General features: G+C 38.3%; 16 protein-coding genes. 7 read left to right on the top strand and 9 right to left on the bottom strand.

The annotated features are described in order from the left end of the window. Window positions 1-93: 93 nt before the first annotated feature. The 3 genes from AC2G3J_RS18455 to xerD all read right to left on the bottom strand — a co-directional run bounded on the left by AC2G3J_RS18455 (window position 94) and on the right by xerD (window position 3376). Window positions 94-1398, bottom strand: coding sequence for a homoserine dehydrogenase (locus tag AC2G3J_RS18455; protein ID WP_004718385.1), 1305 nt, complete (start codon window positions 1396-1398; stop codon window positions 94-96). Between the two features lie 125 nt (window positions 1399-1523). After that, a complete protein-coding gene (locus AC2G3J_RS18450; RefSeq protein ID WP_483770419.1) occupies window positions 1524-2336 on the bottom strand; it encodes a thioredoxin fold domain-containing protein in 813 nt (270 codons plus the stop codon). Window positions 2337-2458: 122 nt separating this feature from the next. Continuing rightward, a complete protein-coding gene (gene xerD, locus AC2G3J_RS18445; RefSeq protein ID WP_336952330.1) occupies window positions 2459-3376 on the bottom strand; it encodes a site-specific tyrosine recombinase XerD in 918 nt (305 codons plus the stop codon). Window positions 3377-3544: 168 nt separating this feature from the next. Here xerD and AC2G3J_RS18440 point away from each other — a divergent pair, with 168 nt between their 5' ends. From AC2G3J_RS18440 to AC2G3J_RS18430, 3 genes are read left to right on the top strand one after another with little or no spacing between them, the layout of a single operon-like run. Next, window positions 3545-3814: a FeoA family protein gene (locus AC2G3J_RS18440; protein ID WP_336952329.1), complete on the top strand. Its 270-nt coding sequence runs from the start codon at window positions 3545-3547 to the stop codon at window positions 3812-3814. Further along, window positions 3811-5673: a ferrous iron transport protein B gene (feoB, locus tag AC2G3J_RS18435; protein WP_336952328.1), complete on the top strand. Its 1863-nt coding sequence runs from the start codon at window positions 3811-3813 to the stop codon at window positions 5671-5673. Before AC2G3J_RS18440 ends, feoB begins: the two co-directional genes overlap by 4 nt. A gap of 29 nt (window positions 5674-5702) precedes the next feature. After that, window positions 5703-5954, top strand: coding sequence for a DUF6587 family protein (locus AC2G3J_RS18430; protein ID WP_105714628.1), 252 nt, complete (start codon window positions 5703-5705; stop codon window positions 5952-5954). A 535-nt stretch (window positions 5955-6489) separates the two neighbouring features. Here the strand turns inward: AC2G3J_RS18430 and AC2G3J_RS18425 are convergent. Continuing rightward, window positions 6490-8292 carry an ABC transporter ATP-binding protein gene (locus AC2G3J_RS18425; protein ID WP_336952325.1) on the bottom strand — a complete coding sequence of 601 codons (1803 nt, stop codon included), beginning with the start codon at window positions 8290-8292 and terminating at the stop codon, window positions 6490-6492. 603 nt (window positions 8293-8895) lie between these two features. Between AC2G3J_RS18425 and AC2G3J_RS18420 the strand changes: the two genes are divergently transcribed. Next, a complete protein-coding gene (locus AC2G3J_RS18420; RefSeq protein WP_336952324.1) occupies window positions 8896-9519 on the top strand; it encodes an alpha-ketoglutarate-dependent dioxygenase AlkB family protein in 624 nt (207 codons plus the stop codon). Here AC2G3J_RS18420 and AC2G3J_RS18415 read toward each other — a convergent pair. Next, window positions 9504-10205, bottom strand: coding sequence for an NAD(P)H-dependent oxidoreductase (locus AC2G3J_RS18415; protein WP_483770418.1), 702 nt, complete (start codon window positions 10203-10205; stop codon window positions 9504-9506). The two genes, AC2G3J_RS18420 and AC2G3J_RS18415, sit on opposite strands and share 16 nt — an antisense overlap. A 312-nt stretch (window positions 10206-10517) precedes the next feature. Continuing rightward, window positions 10518-11306 carry an IclR family transcriptional regulator gene (locus AC2G3J_RS18410; protein ID WP_004818582.1) on the bottom strand — a complete coding sequence of 263 codons (789 nt, stop codon included), beginning with the start codon at window positions 11304-11306 and terminating at the stop codon, window positions 10518-10520. A 545-nt stretch (window positions 11307-11851) separates the two neighbouring features. Between AC2G3J_RS18410 and AC2G3J_RS18405 the strand changes: the two genes are divergently transcribed. From AC2G3J_RS18405 to AC2G3J_RS18395, 3 genes are read left to right on the top strand one after another with little or no spacing between them, the layout of a single operon-like run. Then, window positions 11852-13936, top strand: coding sequence for an FUSC family protein (locus tag AC2G3J_RS18405; RefSeq protein ID WP_336952321.1), 2085 nt, complete (start codon window positions 11852-11854; stop codon window positions 13934-13936). 2 nt (window positions 13937-13938) lie between these two features. After that, a complete protein-coding gene (locus tag AC2G3J_RS18400; protein WP_336952320.1) occupies window positions 13939-14145 on the top strand; it encodes a DUF1656 domain-containing protein in 207 nt (68 codons plus the stop codon). A gap of 50 nt (window positions 14146-14195) precedes the next feature. Next, complete coding sequence (locus AC2G3J_RS18395; RefSeq protein ID WP_336952319.1) at window positions 14196-15206, top strand: HlyD family secretion protein; 1011 nt, start codon at window positions 14196-14198, stop codon at window positions 15204-15206. Between the two features lie 52 nt (window positions 15207-15258). On the opposite strand, the gene AC2G3J_RS18390 is transcribed toward AC2G3J_RS18395, so the two are convergent. Genes AC2G3J_RS18390 through AC2G3J_RS18380 form a run of 3 tightly spaced genes read right to left on the bottom strand, consistent with a single transcriptional unit; the run spans window position 15259 to window position 16976 of the window. After that, window positions 15259-15972 (bottom strand): SDR family NAD(P)-dependent oxidoreductase, encoded by a 714-nt coding sequence (locus AC2G3J_RS18390; protein WP_483770417.1) that lies wholly within the window; start codon window positions 15970-15972, stop codon window positions 15259-15261. Between the two features lie 13 nt (window positions 15973-15985). Further along, complete coding sequence (gene ruvX, locus AC2G3J_RS18385; RefSeq protein WP_336952317.1) at window positions 15986-16429, bottom strand: Holliday junction resolvase RuvX; 444 nt, start codon at window positions 16427-16429, stop codon at window positions 15986-15988. Further along, complete coding sequence (locus AC2G3J_RS18380; protein ID WP_105714632.1) at window positions 16422-16976, bottom strand: YqgE/AlgH family protein; 555 nt, start codon at window positions 16974-16976, stop codon at window positions 16422-16424. Before AC2G3J_RS18380 ends, ruvX begins: the two co-directional genes overlap by 8 nt. Window positions 16977-17154 lie beyond the last annotated feature (178 nt).

Raw genomic sequence — 17154 nt, 5'->3', positions numbered from 1 at the left:
AACCTCTAAGCCTCTATTCTGAGAGGCTGAGCCATTCATTGAATGACGCTTTGCATGCAGTTGCTGCAAATTTAGAGGAGTTTAAAAACCCGATTAGTTATCGAGCAATTCTAAACGAATTCGTACGATTTCGCCATGTATAGCAGGTAAGGCCTGAATTTGTGCAATCGCTTCATTCATCTTCGATTCTACGATCGGATCAGTCAAAATCACGATAGGAATCAGATCTTTTAAACGGGGCTGCTGCATGATGGCATCAATACTGATACCCGTGCGACTTAAAATTGTTGTTACATCTGCGAGTACGCCAGTTTGGTCTTCAGCATTTAAACGCAAATAATAGCCTGTAGTCATCTCATCACTCGACAAGATATGTAAGTCGGAAAGTGCTTCAAAGGCAAGCTGAGGAATTGTGCCTGAACCATCTTCTGTGTAAATGATATCACGGACAATATCGACCACATCTGCCACGACTGCAGAAGCAGTAGGACCTGCACCTGCGCCCGCACCATAATACAATGTAGGACCAACCGCATTGGCCTGAACCAAAACTGCATTCTTCACACCATTTACATTGGCAAGAAGCTCTTCTTCAGGAATCAGGGTTGGGTGTACACGAAGTTCGATACCTTTGCTAGAACGACGTGCAATACCTAAATGTTTGATCTTATAGCCAAGCTCTTCAGCGTATTTCACATCTTGTGCAGTAATCTTGGTAATACCTTCGGTATAAACTTTGTCAAACTGTAAAGGAATACCAAATGCACATGATGCAAGAATGGTCAGCTTGTGTGCAGCATCAATACCTTCAACATCAAAAGTTGGGTCTGCTTCGGCATAACCAAGCTCTTGTGCTTCTTTCAGTACATCCGCAAAGGCACGGCCTTTTTCACTCATTTCAGTCAGAATGAAATTGCCTGTACCATTGATAATACCCGCAAGCCATTCAATTTTATTGGCTGCTAGACCTTCACGAATGACCTTGATAATTGGAATGCCACCGGCAACTGCTGCTTCAAATGCGACTTGGACATGGTGGTCATCGGCTGCTTTAAATAGCTCATTTCCATGTTCTGCAAGTAATGCTTTGTTTGCTGTTACGACTTGTTTGCCATGTTTAATGGCTTCCATCATGACTTCATAAGCAGGATGAATACCGCCCATGACTTCAACAACAACATCAACATCAGGCTGGCGGACAATGTCTAAGAGATCGGCACTTTGTTTAATGCTAGCTGGTAAATTTAGATCTGGCCGTGGACGACGAGTGCCTACGTGGGTAATTTCAATTTCTCGACCGGTGCGACGTCTAATTTCAGCAGCGTTTTCTTGTAGTAGTTTAAGGGCACCACCGCCTACGGTTCCAAGACCGAGTATTGCCAGACGAACTGGTTTCACGTCACACTCCAATTATGTATATAAATTATATTAAGCTTAGATCATAGCTAAAAAATGCGCCAGACTCTAGAGTCTGGCGCATCTTTATATTGAGCTATAAATAATAGTAAATTTACTGATAAAAATTATTTATTTAAACGGCTTTCAATTTCATCAGCAGTCATGTAACCACCTAAATATTCACCCTCTACATTGTAGATTGCAGGTGTACCATTCACACCCATTTTTAGACCTAAAGCATAGAGATCACGAACTGGATTTTTACAGCTAGCTGGTGGAAGCGCAGTACCTGCAATGGCTTGATTAAATGCAGCACTACGGTCTGCACTACACCAAATACTTTCCATAGTCGGTATAAATTGTTCACCACGTGGCCATGCGATATAACGTATTTCAATACCTTTAGCGGTGATTTCACTGATATGTTCATGAAGTTTATGACAATAAGGACAACTTGCATCGGTAAATACATAAATCACATGTTTAACTTTGCCTTGAGCAGGGTAGACCAAGAGATCTTTAATATTTAAGTCAGCCAGATATTTCTTGTTTTCTGCAGCTTGTATTTTGTCACCAATGCTAGTGAGTTTATCACCACCTAAACGGATCACATCGCCTTGGATCAGAAATTTACCATCAGATGTTGCATAGACGGAGCTCATTCCTTCCATGCTGATCCAATAAAGATTTGGCATCTCTGTTGATTTAGCATCTAAAATTTTGGCTTTTACGCCTGCTTTTTTGAAATTGGCTTGTAATGTTTGGATTAAACGTTGTTTTGCATCACGCTCAGTTAAATTCGATGCTTCACCTGTTGCAGGTGCTGTCGCAGTTAAAGTGTCATCTTTTTTTGAGTCTGAGTTTTTTGAACAAGCACTCACTGCCATCGTGCTTGCAATAAGACAAGCCAACATCAATTTTGAACGATTCAATTGCATAAATAACTCTTTATGTTTCTTCAGCATGATTTGAGGGAATTAGCATAACAAAATTTTGAATACTGTACTTTAAAACTTGATTAAGGGATGTAAATTGCCGATATACGTTTCATTCTAAGTCTTCAAGCACGAGGATGATATTTTTCATGTAATTGTTGCATACGGATTTGTGCAACATGGGTATAAATTTGGGTAGTTGATAAATCACTATGACCCAAAAGCATTTGTACAACCCGTAAGTCAGCGCCATGATTTAAAAGATGCGTTGCAAAAGCATGACGTAAAGTATGCGGTGATAGTTCTGCTTGGATCCCGGCTTGTAAGGCATAACGCTTGATGGCATACCAAAAGTTTTGACGACTCATAATACCGCCATGTTGAGTTAGAAATAGATAATCGGTAGATGATTTATATAGTTGTGGACGAGATTCAGTTAAATACTTTTCCACCCATTCACAAGCTATCCCGCCTAAAGGAACTAGGCGCTCTTTGTTCCCTTTACCTGTAATTCTTAAATAGCCTTGTTTTAAATTAATCAGATCTAATCTTAAATTAAGTAGCTCTGAAACACGTAAACCACAAGCATAAAGCACTTCAAACATAGCGCGATCACGTAAACCAAGCGCCGTAGTAACATCGGGTGCTTGAATCAGGGCTTCAACGTCTTGTTCAGATAAATCTTTAGGTAAGGCTCGACCGATTTTTGGGGTTTTATGTATCGCCACAGGATTATCTAAGCGAATTTTTTGTTCCCGTAAAAACTTAAAAAATGAACGTAATGCCGAAAGCGAACGTGCAATTGACCGAGGACTTTTACCTTGTTTGGTGAGTTCAATAAGAACATCAGAAATGTCTTCATGCGACCAATCAGGTAAGTAAGAATTTACACATTCACTACATTGAATTAAGTCGGATAAATAGGCATTTCTTGTATGGGGACTGACCGTTTGCGCAATTAAATAATCACGGAATCCCTGTAAAAAGCCTAAATTTTCAGGAATAGTAACAGCAGTAGGAATACGCGGTTTCTTATTTAGCATGGCCTTAAGCGAAGTTTAAAACTTATTTGTTGATGGAATGTAGATTAAAAGAAAACATAAGTCGAATACTTTGTTTGAATGAGAATTGTAATCGAACCTTACTTGGTAATTATTCTCATTTGTATGTATAATAATCTGTCTATCGTGTAAATTTTAGGGTTAATTGCAGTGCGTTTGTCAGACTTGAAAGTAAAGCAAACTGCCATTATCGCAAAGGTCAATCGTACCTCAGAAGATAATGTCAATCAGCCAGATTTAGTGGCGAGTCGTTTAGAAACACTAGGTTTTGTGCCTGGCACACGTGTACAAGTGATCACAAAAGGTATTTTTGGTGGTGATCCGATTCTAATTCAAGTCGGTTTTACTCGATTTGCTTTACGCAAGATTGAAGCCGAGAAAATTGAGATACATCAGGCATTAGAAGGAGCTCCCGCATGAGCGAAACTTTACGTATTGCTTTAGTGGGAAATCCTAACTGCGGTAAAACATCACTTTTCAATCATTTAACAGGCACACGTCAAAAAGTTGCTAACTATGCCGGGGTAACTGTTGAACGTAAAGTGGGTACATTTAACTTACCTTCTGGTCGTGCAGTTCGTGTTCTAGATTTGCCAGGGACGTATAGCCTCAATGCAGCCAGTCCTGACGAAGCAATTACCCGTGATGTAGTTTTGGGTAAAATTGCTGAAGAGAAAGATCAGCAGGCGATTTTATGTGTCGTAGATGCTACCAACTTAAAACTACATTTGGGGCTTGTCCTTGAAATCATTGAACAAGGCAAACCGATTCTGCTTGTATTAAACATGATGGATGAAGCACGTCGTCGTGGTATGCAGATCAATACACAAAAATTATCACAGCGTTTAGGTGTTCCCGTAGTGGAAACGGTTGCTGTACGAAATACTGGTATTGAAAATTTGATGAGTGCTTTGGAAAATGAAAAATTCCATACCCCAAGCACAGAATTGAGTGATGTTAAACTTTCAGGTTCTAATCATGAAAAAATTGACCAAATTTTAAAAGATGTGGTGATTTTTTTAGATCATGAAGATAAACGGACTGATTTTCTCGATAAGATTTTTTTACACCCTGTTTTAGGACTTCTCAGTCTTGCGCTGATGATGTTTATTGTTTTCCAAGCAGTATTCGCTTGGGCTGCGCCCTTTATGGACGGTATTGAAGAGTTTTTTGGCTGGTTTGGTGGATGGATTGGGCAATTTATCTCCCAACCTTTGCTCAATAGTTTAGTGGTTGACGGGATCATTGCAGGCGCAGGAAGTGTGCTGGTATTCTTGCCACAAATTTTAATTCTTTTCTTCTTTATTTTGGTTTTAGAAGAATCTGGCTATCTACCGCGTGCAGCTTTTTTACTTGATAAATTAATGTTTAAAGCTGGTTTAAGTGGTCGTGCTTTTATTCCTTTATTATCCAGCTTTGCCTGTGCTGTGCCTGGAATTATGGCGACTCGAAGTATTAGTGATCCACGGGATCGTTTGGTGACCATACTTGTTGCGCCATTGATGACGTGTTCAGCGCGTTTGCCTGTCTATGCCTTACTGATTGCAGCATTTATTCCATCAAAAATGGTTTGGGGATTTCTCAATCTACAAGGTTTAGTGCTCTTTGGTTTATATATGGCGGGAATTGTGAGTGCGCTCATTGTTGCGACTGTGCTGAAATTTTTCCAGAAAGATAAATCACAACATGCTTTACTGATGGAATTACCAAGTTACCGCATCCCAGATATAAAAAGTGTGTGGATTGGTTTACTGGACCGTGCCAAAATTTTCTTAAAGCGTGTTGGTGGAATTATCTTCGCTTTATCTATTTTGTTATGGTTTTTATGTACATTCCCTCAACCGCCAGAAGGTGCAACATTACCCGCAATTGACTATTCATTTGCCGGGATGTTGGGGCATGTGATGCACCCAATCTTTGAACCACTTGGGTTTAATTGGCAAATTTGTATTGCTTTAATCCCAGCGATGGCAGCACGTGAGGTTGTGGTTGCGGCATTGGGGACTGTCTATGCTTTATCTGCAACTGATGATGATGCAGTGGCGCAGGGTTTATCGCATCTGATCAGTCAGGGTGATTTAAGTTGGTCAGTTGCAACAGGTTTATCCTTGTTGGTGTGGTTTATTTATGCACCACATTGTTTAGCAACATTGGCAACAGTGAAACGTGAAACAGGTTCTTGGAAAACTGTTGCGGGTATGACGGTTTATTTATTTGGTTTGGCTTATTTAATGGCTTTTCTCACTTATCAAATTGCATCACGTTATTTTGGTCTATAAGCCAAAATCTTGAAGCAAAGGAGCTAGAGATGATTGAATTATTGATTATTGCGGTATTGGTGATTTGGAGTGCAATTTTTGTATTTAAGAAAGTCTTCCCAAAGTCAGCGTATTCGGTGTTTTCTAAGCTGGCTCAATTTTGTCAGTCGCAAGGTTGGACTCGTTTAGCCAAATGGATTCAGCCTGCGATGGTGAGTGGATGTGGTGGCGGTTGTGGTTGTAGTAGTGCTGAAACGGATAATCCTAAAAAGGTTGAAGTCCAAGCAGTAAAATGGAAATGATTTGCCTCTAAACACATTACTTTAAAAAGAAAAAAGCCATTCTAGAACATAGAATGGCTTTTTATTTGTATGAGAGAATAACAGTCCATAAAAGATAATGTATATCGCTATCTGATAGACTTATGTTGAATGATTAGCGATACCAAAAGTGCAAGTGATTGAAAGAGTATAACCTTAACATGGGTTCGACCTAACTCTGTCTTTAACTTATTGAAAAGCAATGCTCTTGGCGGAGTCTTGTTAAGTGCTCATTCAATTTCAGGATCAGCCTTAGGCTCGCCCCACTTTGGTTTTAACATGAGGAGCTAAGCTCCACAAGGGCAACTATCTTGCGTAGCTACATCGCTGCTCACCGCAAAACTCGAAGACAACCCGCAATGCATTCAATGAATCGCAGAAACAACACTTTAAGGATGAAGTCCTGCCTCAGACAGTTGCGAAAGACGTTTCCGAGTATCATATTTGATCAAAAAATTTACATCGAAATTAGGTTAACATTAATGTGTGAGCTGGTATAAAATAATGTCAACAATCCCTAGCTATGGGTTTCTTCCTCACTATCATCTTCAAAAGTTCGTGCAATTTTTTCGATATTTAAGCTTTTAGCCATCGCATCAAAAATTTCCTTATAAGCACCATCTTGATGATAAAGATCATGATGTTCACCATGCTCAACGATTTGTCCTTCTTTCATCACATAGGTGTAATCGGCATCAATAATTTGTGAAAGGCTATGCGAGATCATAATCACAGTTCGGCCTTGCTTAATCTCATCTAAACTTTGTTTGATTTGCTCTGAAGCGATGGCATCTAAACTCGCTGTGGGCTCATCTAAAAAGATAATTGGCGGGTTTTTGAGGAACATTCGAGCAAGTGCGATACGCTGTTGTTGTCCGCCAGACAACAGCAAGGCATCTGCTTCATAGGCATGTGGGAGTTTCAAAATCTGCTCATGAATCGAGGCTTTTTTTGCAGCTGCGATGACTTCTTCATTGCTTGCATGGGGCTTACCATAACGAATATTTTCTAAAATTGAGCCTTGGAAAATATGATTCTTTTGCAATACCAAGCCAATATGTTCTCTTAGATAGTGTGTATCGAGTTGCCCTAGATCAATTCCATCGAGTCTGATACAGCCTGAATTCGGGGCATAAAATTTATCCAGTAGACTGATTAAGGTTGATTTCCCTGCACCTGATAAGCCGACTAAGGCCGTGATTTTATTGGGTTGAATAGTCATGTTAATCCGATGTAAGGCTTGATGACCATTGGGATAGATAAAATCAACATTTTCCAATTCAAATTTGCCATGAATTTGAGGTTTCATTAAACCACTGGCTTCGATTTCATGATCTGCTTCTAAGATGCCAAAGAAGCTTTCTGAGTAGATCATTGCCGAGTTAATTTCATCATAAATACGATGCAAAGAACGGATCGGTGCAGACACGTTATTGAACAGCAATACATGGTACATGATCATCCCTATACTCATTTGTCCATCTAAAACAAAATAAGCAGTTAAAATAATGATCAGGACTACACCAACTTGTTCGATAAAGGTTTTTAGACCATCAAAAATATAGCTGGTTTGTCGAGTTTGCATCTGATTTTCAGTCAGTGACTTTTGTAAATTCAGTTGCTTAGTGGATTCAACAGCCTCTTTATTAAAAGATTTAATCACTGTAATTGAGTTAATGATACTCAAAATACCTTGATTCTTCTTTTCCATGTTATCGCGCAAGGCTCGACGTTTGCCAGAAAGTTTTTGTGATTGTTTAAAGGTCAGCCAAAAGTAAATTGGTACAATGATTGTCGCAACCACACCTACCCAAAAATTGGCATAATACATTAGGGCTAAAGCAATAATTGCACTGGTAAATAACGGTAAAATATCAATAAAAAATATTTGCACCAGTCGAGTGAGTGAGCTAACTCCACGGTCGATACGAGTTTGTAATTTTCCTGCTTGGTTATTTTTCTGATCAAAAAAGGCCAATCGATAGGTAATAAATTTTTCGATAATGCCTTGAGATAGGTCCTGTGAAATTAAAATTCTGAGTTTTTCACCGAATGATTTTTGCCCAAATTGAACAATTGCATTGATGACTTCTTTGGCCAATAAAACCACGGTAATGGTAATGATAATGTGCCATCCATCCGCTAGGCCTTGTCCTGCTTGGATCAGTTGGTTAATGCTGTCTACAGCATATTTAAGTGTGAGCGCATTGACCTGAGCGGTGAGTGAACCAATCAACGTTAACACTAAGGTGACGATGACAAGCCAGCGGTAGGGACGTACAAAGGGGCGTAATTTTTGAAATAATTGCCATAAATTCATAGGTTTTTGCTTTTTATCAGCTTGGTTTTAGTCTAAAGCTGAATAAACTTTGCTACAAGTGATTGCTATGTTTTGAATTGTGAAAGATTCTAATGCTAGTCTTATACTAGTCCAAATCTTCACGATTAAAATCCTCTTGAAATTGATCTGCTAATTTAAATCCGAGTTGATTAAGCTTTTCAAAATACTTGAGATAGTCTTCATCTTCCATATCATATGGATGATCATCCCATAAAAAGTGAAAGCCATTGATACCAAACTGGTGCTACTGGATAACCATACAAATAGTTGACTTTTTCAGCAAAGCTCATTTTTGCTGACTCATCAATTCATCTAAATACATCATATGTGATTCTCCTTTTCCCATTCTCCATCCTATTGAATAAGGATGGTATTTTAGTGCAAATTCCATGGAGGTGGGACTTCGCCATATTTGGCTAAATAGGCTTAGACGCCTTCTATATCCCCCTGTTCATTTGAATATTTATCCATGATATGAACTGCTATTCTTCATATTAAAGTTGTTCAATTTTGATTAAAAATGACTTGTTTCATGTTCAATATTGATTCATTGTTGGATGAACCAGTAGCTCATTTTACACAATGAATTTAGATTTATTTGAACCTGAAGCACAAGATAATTTACTGCCTTATGATGGGGTAGTAAAAGACTTTGGCTTAGTTTTGGATCATGAACAAAGTCAAAAATATTTAAATTATTTTCTACAGCATTTGGCTTGGCAACATGATGAAGTTTATTTGCATGGTCAATATTATAAAACTGAGCGCAAAGTGGTGTGGTATGGCGATGAGGATTACCAATATCATTATTCAGGTATGGCAAAACAAGCCCATATCTGGAATCCTGCTTTATATCGACTCAAACAGCATATCGAGCAACTCACAGGGCACACTTATAATTCCTGTCTGGCAAATTTATATGAAAATGGCTCACAAGGCGTGGGTTGGCATAGTGATGATGAGCCATCACTGGAAGCGCCCAACCACAATGTGGTGATTGCTTCATTGAGTTTAGGTGCTACTCGAAAATTCAGTTTTAAGCACAAGTGGAAAGCTAAAAAAGTAGATTTACTTTTACATAGTGGTCAGTTGATTGTGATGCAAGGGCAGACCCAACGTTATTGGAAACATACCCTCGCTAAATCCACGCGAATTTTAGCGCCTCGTGTAAATTTGACCTTTCGTTATTTTTATCCAAGTGGGTAAAGTTTGTCATCAAATTGTTCAAGTTTAGGGAACACTAAAGCAGGTAAATTTTCTAAATTCTCTAAATATTGCTGATAATCTAGCAGGATTTGTTGGCGTGCTTCGTTAGAAATATATGGGACATGGTAAGCCGTAAATGGAGGCAGTACGTCAAAGCCTGCATAAGCTAAAGTTCCACGTTGAATCGGCAGTAATAAGTCTTCAATTGAACCATGAATCGCATGATCACCAAACATATGTTCACGACCACCTAAGGTAAAGCTTAATAAGGCTTTTTTCCCGACCATGCCGCCGTGGTTATAAAAACGTTTGCCACCATAGAAAATACCTGAAACGAATACACGATCAATCCAGCCTTTTAAAATTGCAGGTACAGATGTCCAGTACATGGGAAAACTCAAAATGACTAAATCTGCTCTTTGTACTTTTTCAATTTCAATTTGAATATCTTCAGAGATCTGCTTATTTTTACAAGCATGACGTTGTTCCAAAGCATAATTCATATATTCTGGATTACTCAATTCTAAAAAATCATCACCTGATGCGATTGGATTAAAGTTCATGGCATATAAGTCTGAAACATCAACATGGTGTCCTAATTTTTCCAAGACCTCAACAGCATGATCTTTCATGGCCGTAGTAAACGAAAGTGGTTCGGGATGTGCATGCACGATGAGAATATTCATAGCATTCCTTAATTAAAATTATGCATCATTGTTATTGGATGCTTTAGATTATTCCCGAATGAAAATGATTCGCCAATTACTCTAATTATTTTTTTAGTGGCTCAAAAGTAAACTTGATGGATAAAAGATGTGCAAATAAAAAAGCCTATGTATGAACACATAGGCTTTTTTACTCTGAGGAGGAATTGTTTCCGTAAAAACAATATCCAAAAATCATGGGTTACTGAAGAACATAATCATATTATGAGAATATAAAAACATTATCAAGATATAAAAACATTACAAAATGTTAAATTATCAACCCTATTTCATTTATGGGTGAAATTCAGATAATTGGTCATTTGCAGAGAGTGCCTGATAGCGTTTTTCAATCTGCGCAGCAGACTCTTGCAGTGTTTCAATCAATTTTGGAGTGTTGACGTATTCAAAACGATTTTTTGAAGCAAGCACGGTCAGCGCTAAAGGAGCTTCTTTACTTGAAAACTTCACTGGGATAGATAAGCCAGAAACATTTGGATCAAGTTCGCCTTGTGAAAAATAATATCCTTGTTTTTTTATTTTTTTCATTTTATTGACAAAGGTTTCTTCATTTTCAGCAAAACCAACTTCAGTTAATTGAGTTGCAAAGCGAAGGTAATACTCATGAATTTTCTGCTTAGATAAATGCGCCATGATCACTTTAGGTGAAGAGCCCATGAATACGGGACGAGGGCAACCACGACCATAAGATAGTAAAGTTTCATCACGATACACTTCATGATGAACATCAATACAATAGTCATCATTTAAATGTGTTAGTAAACAGCAAAGTTCTGTGCGCTCTGAAATTTCTTGCATAAACGGTTTGCTGATTTGAACCAGTGGATCTGTGGTTCTAGAAATATAGTCCATCACAGCAATTTTAGGTCCAAGGGTGTAATCACCTGAAGTCCCATTTAAGCGTTGCAAAATATCAGCCGAAACTAACTCTTTCAGATAGCGGTAACTAGTTGGTTTTGATAAACCAAGCTCTTCACAAATCACATCGACATTAATTACTGGGCGAGACACCGAAAATAAATCCAATACGGTGAGAATTTTGCCAAAACTGGAAAGTGCCATTGATGACCTACTCAATTAGTGAGAATCAAAAAAAATAAATAATGAATGTTACTTTATAACAAATTGTTCAAGAAAAAACAGCGGAATTTGCATTGTAAATGCAAATGATTCTACATTTTTAACTTTAGTAGCTATTTTGAGAAAAAGCATTATATTTAAACATTAAAATAAATTTTATTCTAATAAATTATCAATATGAGATATTTTTATTGATTAATTGCATTTTTTTTGAGATTATTGCTCATATGAATATCCAATGATGAATCTATACTTTTTTAAAAGTGTAAATTTTTATCATAAATTGAGTCCTTCTCTACTCAATCGTTGTATTTGAACAAATGCCTAAATTTGTTCTTCTATTCACATCCTTTTTTAAACCACACTGTTTATTTGACTAAGCAGTGCGGTTTTTTGGTCGCTAAGAAAAGAAATGTGATGTACACAACAAACCCTCATAAAAGTGGTGAATATTAGCTTTCTAGATCTTACAGAGCTAGATATGAAAGAGAAAATCAATGAAATTGAATTTATAGTGAGTTGCTTGCATGTTACTGATCAAACCCTTATTGGCTTTTAGACCCAATAAACTCGATTGGATTTTTGCGAGCAAAACTTTCATTGCAGGAATGCTGGCACTCTATATTGCATTTGAACTTAATTTGAGCTATCCGATTTGGGCGATTGGTACTGTCTTTGTGATAGCCAATCCTTACTCAGGGATGATGGCGTCTAAAAGTATCTATCGAATTTTAGGAACCTTGATCGGAGCAATTTTTGCCATCGCAGTGATGCCCCACTTGGTCAATACACCTTGGTTATTTACTTTTGTACTGGCAACTTGGGTGGGGGGCTGTCTTTATTTATCTTTAATTGATCGATCACCACGCAGTTATGTGGTGATGTTAGCGGGTTATACCGCAGTGATTATCTGTTTTAACTCAATTTTTTATATTGAGACAGTGTCCATTTTTGACATGGCAGTTGGGCGGTTCTTAGAAATTTCATTGGGTGTTGTGTGTAGTGCAGTGGTATCTGCCACCATATTTCCTATGCATATCGGGCCTGTGGTGGAGCTACGTGTCACTAAAACTATGCAAGATACCAAACAGGCTTTTGACTCAATCTTGTCTGATCCTGCACATTCGGATAATTACACTCAACTATTGACCAATATCACTCGTGATACGACAGATATTCATAGTATGGCTGTGCATTTAAGTTATGAAACTTCAAAATTTAAAGGCATGACCAAACCACTACAAGAGTTGCTACATCAAGTGACCATGTTAGTGGCTAACTTGGTCGCAATGTCAGAACGAATAAAGCAACTGGATCAAATTGATGTAAATTATCGTCCGTATCTGCTTGAGTTTCACCAAAAAGTTGATGACTTTTTAGCAAATAAACATGCCATTCTTGAGAATGAGCTTAAGCATCTGCCTGAATATTTTGACCAAGAATTTCAAACGATCACTGAGCATGCAACAGCTGAACAACAGGTAATGTTGGGCAGTTTAAAAATGGATATTCGCCATTTTATTCAAAATGTTCGTGCAGTGGAGTTTATTTGGCAATGTATGCAACAAGGCAATCATAGCTTACCTGAGTCAATAGTACCGTTAACCACGACCTATCCAAGTTTGCATCGTGACTATGGAATAGCCGTGCGTGGCGGAGTATCGGCATTTTTAACAACCAATATTGCTTGTGCATTTTGGATTTTAAGTGGTTGGAAAATGGGGTTTATGGTGGCAGAAATGGCCGCAATTACAGCATGTATTTTGACCTTTTTAGATGACCCAGTACCTGCATTAAAAATATTTATCCGCTCCAGTATTTATGCCGCTATTTTGGTTTTTATTTATGCTTATGGGATTTTCCCCCATATCACAGCATTTTGGGAATTGGCCGTTGTATTAGCACCGTTTATTATGTTTTGCGTGATGTTGTATTTGCATCCGCCTTTACATGTACTGGGTTTGCCTCTGATTATGAGTACCATCATGGGATTAAATCTACAAAATCGCTATTTAATGGACCAGATCACATTTTTTGATGCTTCAATTGCGACCGTGATTGGTCCGATTATCACGGTTTGTATCATGCAAATGGTACGTTCAATGTCACCAGAAATGACAGTAAAGCGGATGTTGGCTTTACACTATAAAGCTTTGCGTGAAAGTATTGCGATGTCTTATGGAACAGGCTTTAGAATTCATTTACGCAGTATGCTTGATCGTATTGGCGTGTTAAATACCAAATTGATTCAGTCAGAACAACTCAAAATTGAAATTAATAATGCTTTGATTGAATCAAGTGCTGCTATTGATTTAACCCGTTTGCAGGAGTTGGTCAAAAAATTGTCTCCTGAATCTGCAACAACCAGTGCAATTTTTGAATTACAGCGCTTACTCAATCAGTGGTTAATTGAAAAAGCACTAGCTCAGCCTGATAACAACTTACGACAAGCACTGATTCAGCAATTTGCTCATGTCCTAGAGGAAGCTCAAGCGGTAGGCGACCAAGATATTCGACAGCGCATAGAGATTTCTGTAAATAATATTCGCAATAGCATCTGTCATATTCATCTGGTTGATGCCCAACCTTCAACTGTTCTATTGGGAGCATAAAAATGGGTGAGCTCAACATTTATGGCGTATATGTCCCAATATTTTTAATTCAAGCAATTTTGGCATTCATGATTTGGAAAGTGGTCTGTATTGGCACAGATCGTTTGGTTGAAAAAGAATGGATTGCATTACCTGGAATTTTTAATATCTGTATCTATTTGATTTTATTATGGTCGATTCATTGGGTGTTTATTCAGGTGACCACTTAGCCATTGAGTATAGCTGATTTACTTTTAAGTTTAATGATTGGAAAATTGAAATGAATACGTTTGATATACGTAAGGCAATACGGCCTATATCATTGGCTATCGTGGTGATTATTGCGATATTTTGTGCGCTTCATATTTGGAATTACTACAACGCAGAACCTTGGACACGTGATGGACGTGTACGTGGTGATGTCATTCAAGTGTCTTCTGATATTGCAGGCTTAGTCACAGAGGTGATGGTTCAAGATAACCAAACGGTAAAAAAAGGACAGGTACTTTTTAAAATAGATTTAGCACGTCAAGCTTTAGATGTGGAACAAGCAAAATCAGATCTTGCAAAGGCTCAATCAGGACTGGCAGAGGCAGAAGCGGGGCTTGCTGAGGCAAAAGCCAATATTGTGAAGTCAAAAGCCAATATTAACCTTGCGGAGAAAAATGCACATCGATATGCAGACCTGATGAATGGTGCGATCTCTAGACAAGAACAAGATCAAATGTTTGCTACACGAGATCAGTCTCATGCAGAGCATCAGCAATTGCAAGCTGCAGTACAACAAGCAGAAGCCAATATCAAACAACAAAAAGCCTTGATTGAGGCAGCAACCAGTAGTGTGCATTTGGCTCAATTGAATATGCAACGTTCAGAAGTGATTGCACCTGCAGATGGAACATTATCAAATTTTGATTTGCGTGCAGGGAATTATGTCAAAGTTGGGCAGGCTGTTGCCGCTTTACTTGATCGTAAACAGCTCTACGTTGTGGGATATTTTGAAGAAACCAAACTCAATAAAATACATCTAGGTGATCCTGCAACAGTGCAACTTATGGGCGATTCTTTGAAATATAAAGGCCATGTTCAAGGGATTGCTTCAGGGATTGAAGATCGTGAACGTACCACTTCATCGGGTCTATTGGCCAATGTAAATCCAACATTCAGCTGGGTACGTTTGGCCCAACGGGTACCTGTGAAGATTATTTTAGATGAAGTGCCCCATGATTCATTAGCCTTTGTCGCAGGGCGTACCGTGACGGTACATATTTTAGAACAAGTAAAAAAATAACTAGCATCCATCGTTAAACTTTGATCTTGAAGCCCATTGAAAAATGGGTTTTTTATAAGTTTAGGTCTGCCATAGCGGGCATATGAATTTCCTTAACACAGCTGGCTTGACTGGTCGATAATATAAATTTAATCGCAAGAATAACATCTTGTAAGGGAATTAACTCATGACCACTCTGTTGTAAAACTTCATCTACAGATGTATCCAGATCAAACTCAGTCGCTAAGTAGCCTAAATTTAATATACTCACCCCAATCTGGTCTTTGCGTAAACTTTCTCGGAGAGCGTGGACAATGCCTCTGAGGGCAAATTTGCTGGCTGAAAAAACCACTTCTTTGCCACTATGATTTTCTAGTCCCCACGTTGAACCAATCAAGATAATTTTTGCATTTGGGGACAGTCTAAGATTCTCAATCAAGGATTGAATTGCCAAAATACAGGACTGAATATTGGTATGAATCAAATTTGATATTTCAAGGTCAGTGCATTGTTCAAAGTCATAATCTGCTTGAAAGGCTTTTGTCTCCCAGATCCCGACATTGTAAATCAGAAAATCTATACGCTGATTTTGAATTTGATTTTTAACTAAATCCCGAGCGTGCTCAGGTTTTGATAAATCAGCAGAAATCCATTTAAAATGAGCAAGGTCACACTTAGGTTGAGAACGTGAAATACCAAAAATCTGATCTTGTGTTTGAGGTACTGCGCGTAGAATGGCTTGCCCCAAGCCTTTGCTTACACCGTAGATGACATAGGTTTTAGACATTTTAATGCTCAGTTTAAGGGGTAATTCCTTCAGGATTTCGATACCAACTTTCAATAAATAAAGCAGCTGCAATACTATCCGCTGCTAATTTTTTTGCTCGTCCTTGAGCTTGGTAATGATCCAGTTCATCTCGTGCTTCACGTGTGGTTAAGCGTTCATCGACCATGAATGTTTCAATATTGGTTTGATGACGTAAACGTCGTGCAAATTTACGTGCGCGTGTGGATAATTCTGACTCAGAATCATCCATATTTAATGGTAAGCCGACTAGAAATAAGTTCGGTTGATGCTGTTTGATGATCTTCAGCAGTTCATCCCAATTGGGGATGCCATCTTTCATTGGAAAAAGTGCAAGTGGTGTTGCACTTTCAATAATGGAAGAACCTACAGCCATCCCCGTTTTTTGTGTACCAAAATCAAATGCAATAATCAGTTGTGGGGAATTTAAATCAGGCATGTCCAATCTCAGAAGATAACCAAGTACGATCAATCCCTATTTTACGATAAGCCGCATCCCAACGGTCGGTATAAGGCAAATTAAAGACCAAATCCATATCTGAATCACAAATCAGCCAATCACCACGGGTAATTTCGTCTTCAAGTTGATTCTTGCTCCAACTGGCATAGCCCAATGCAATTTGATAACGACCGACACCTTCGTTGTGTGCAATCGCATCTAAAATATCTTTGCTGGTGGTAATACACAGATTTTCACCTACGGCAATCGATGAATGCCAGGTTGGTTGTCCTGTATGAATCACAAAACCCGCTTCAGGGCGTAATGGGCCACCTTGTAGGACTTCATGCGGATGCACATTATCTGCTTCAATTTCTAAGTCATTCAAAAGTTCTTTGACTTGAATACCTGAAGGTCGATTGATAATAATACCTTGCGCACCATCTTCATCATGACGGGCAAGATAGATTACTGTATTGGCAAAGAAATCATCAGCAAGATCAGGTGGTGCAATCAAGCAGCGATGAGAAAGATATTGTTTTGGCACCGATATGCAACTCCTTTTCAATCCGCTTAAATAATTTTAATTGTTCAAATAAAATCTATATCTATATAAATAGCACAATTAATATCAATAGGTTGTGAATATTTCAAAAGCCTGCAAAAACAGCCTAAGTTTTCAATCAATATGTATAAAATATGAACAAAATGGTATCCAAATAAAA

It is taken from the genome of Acinetobacter legionensis (assembly GCF_057165765.1).
Note: the sequence above shows the minus strand (reverse complement) of the source record. Positions and strands in the feature narration are given on the sequence as shown.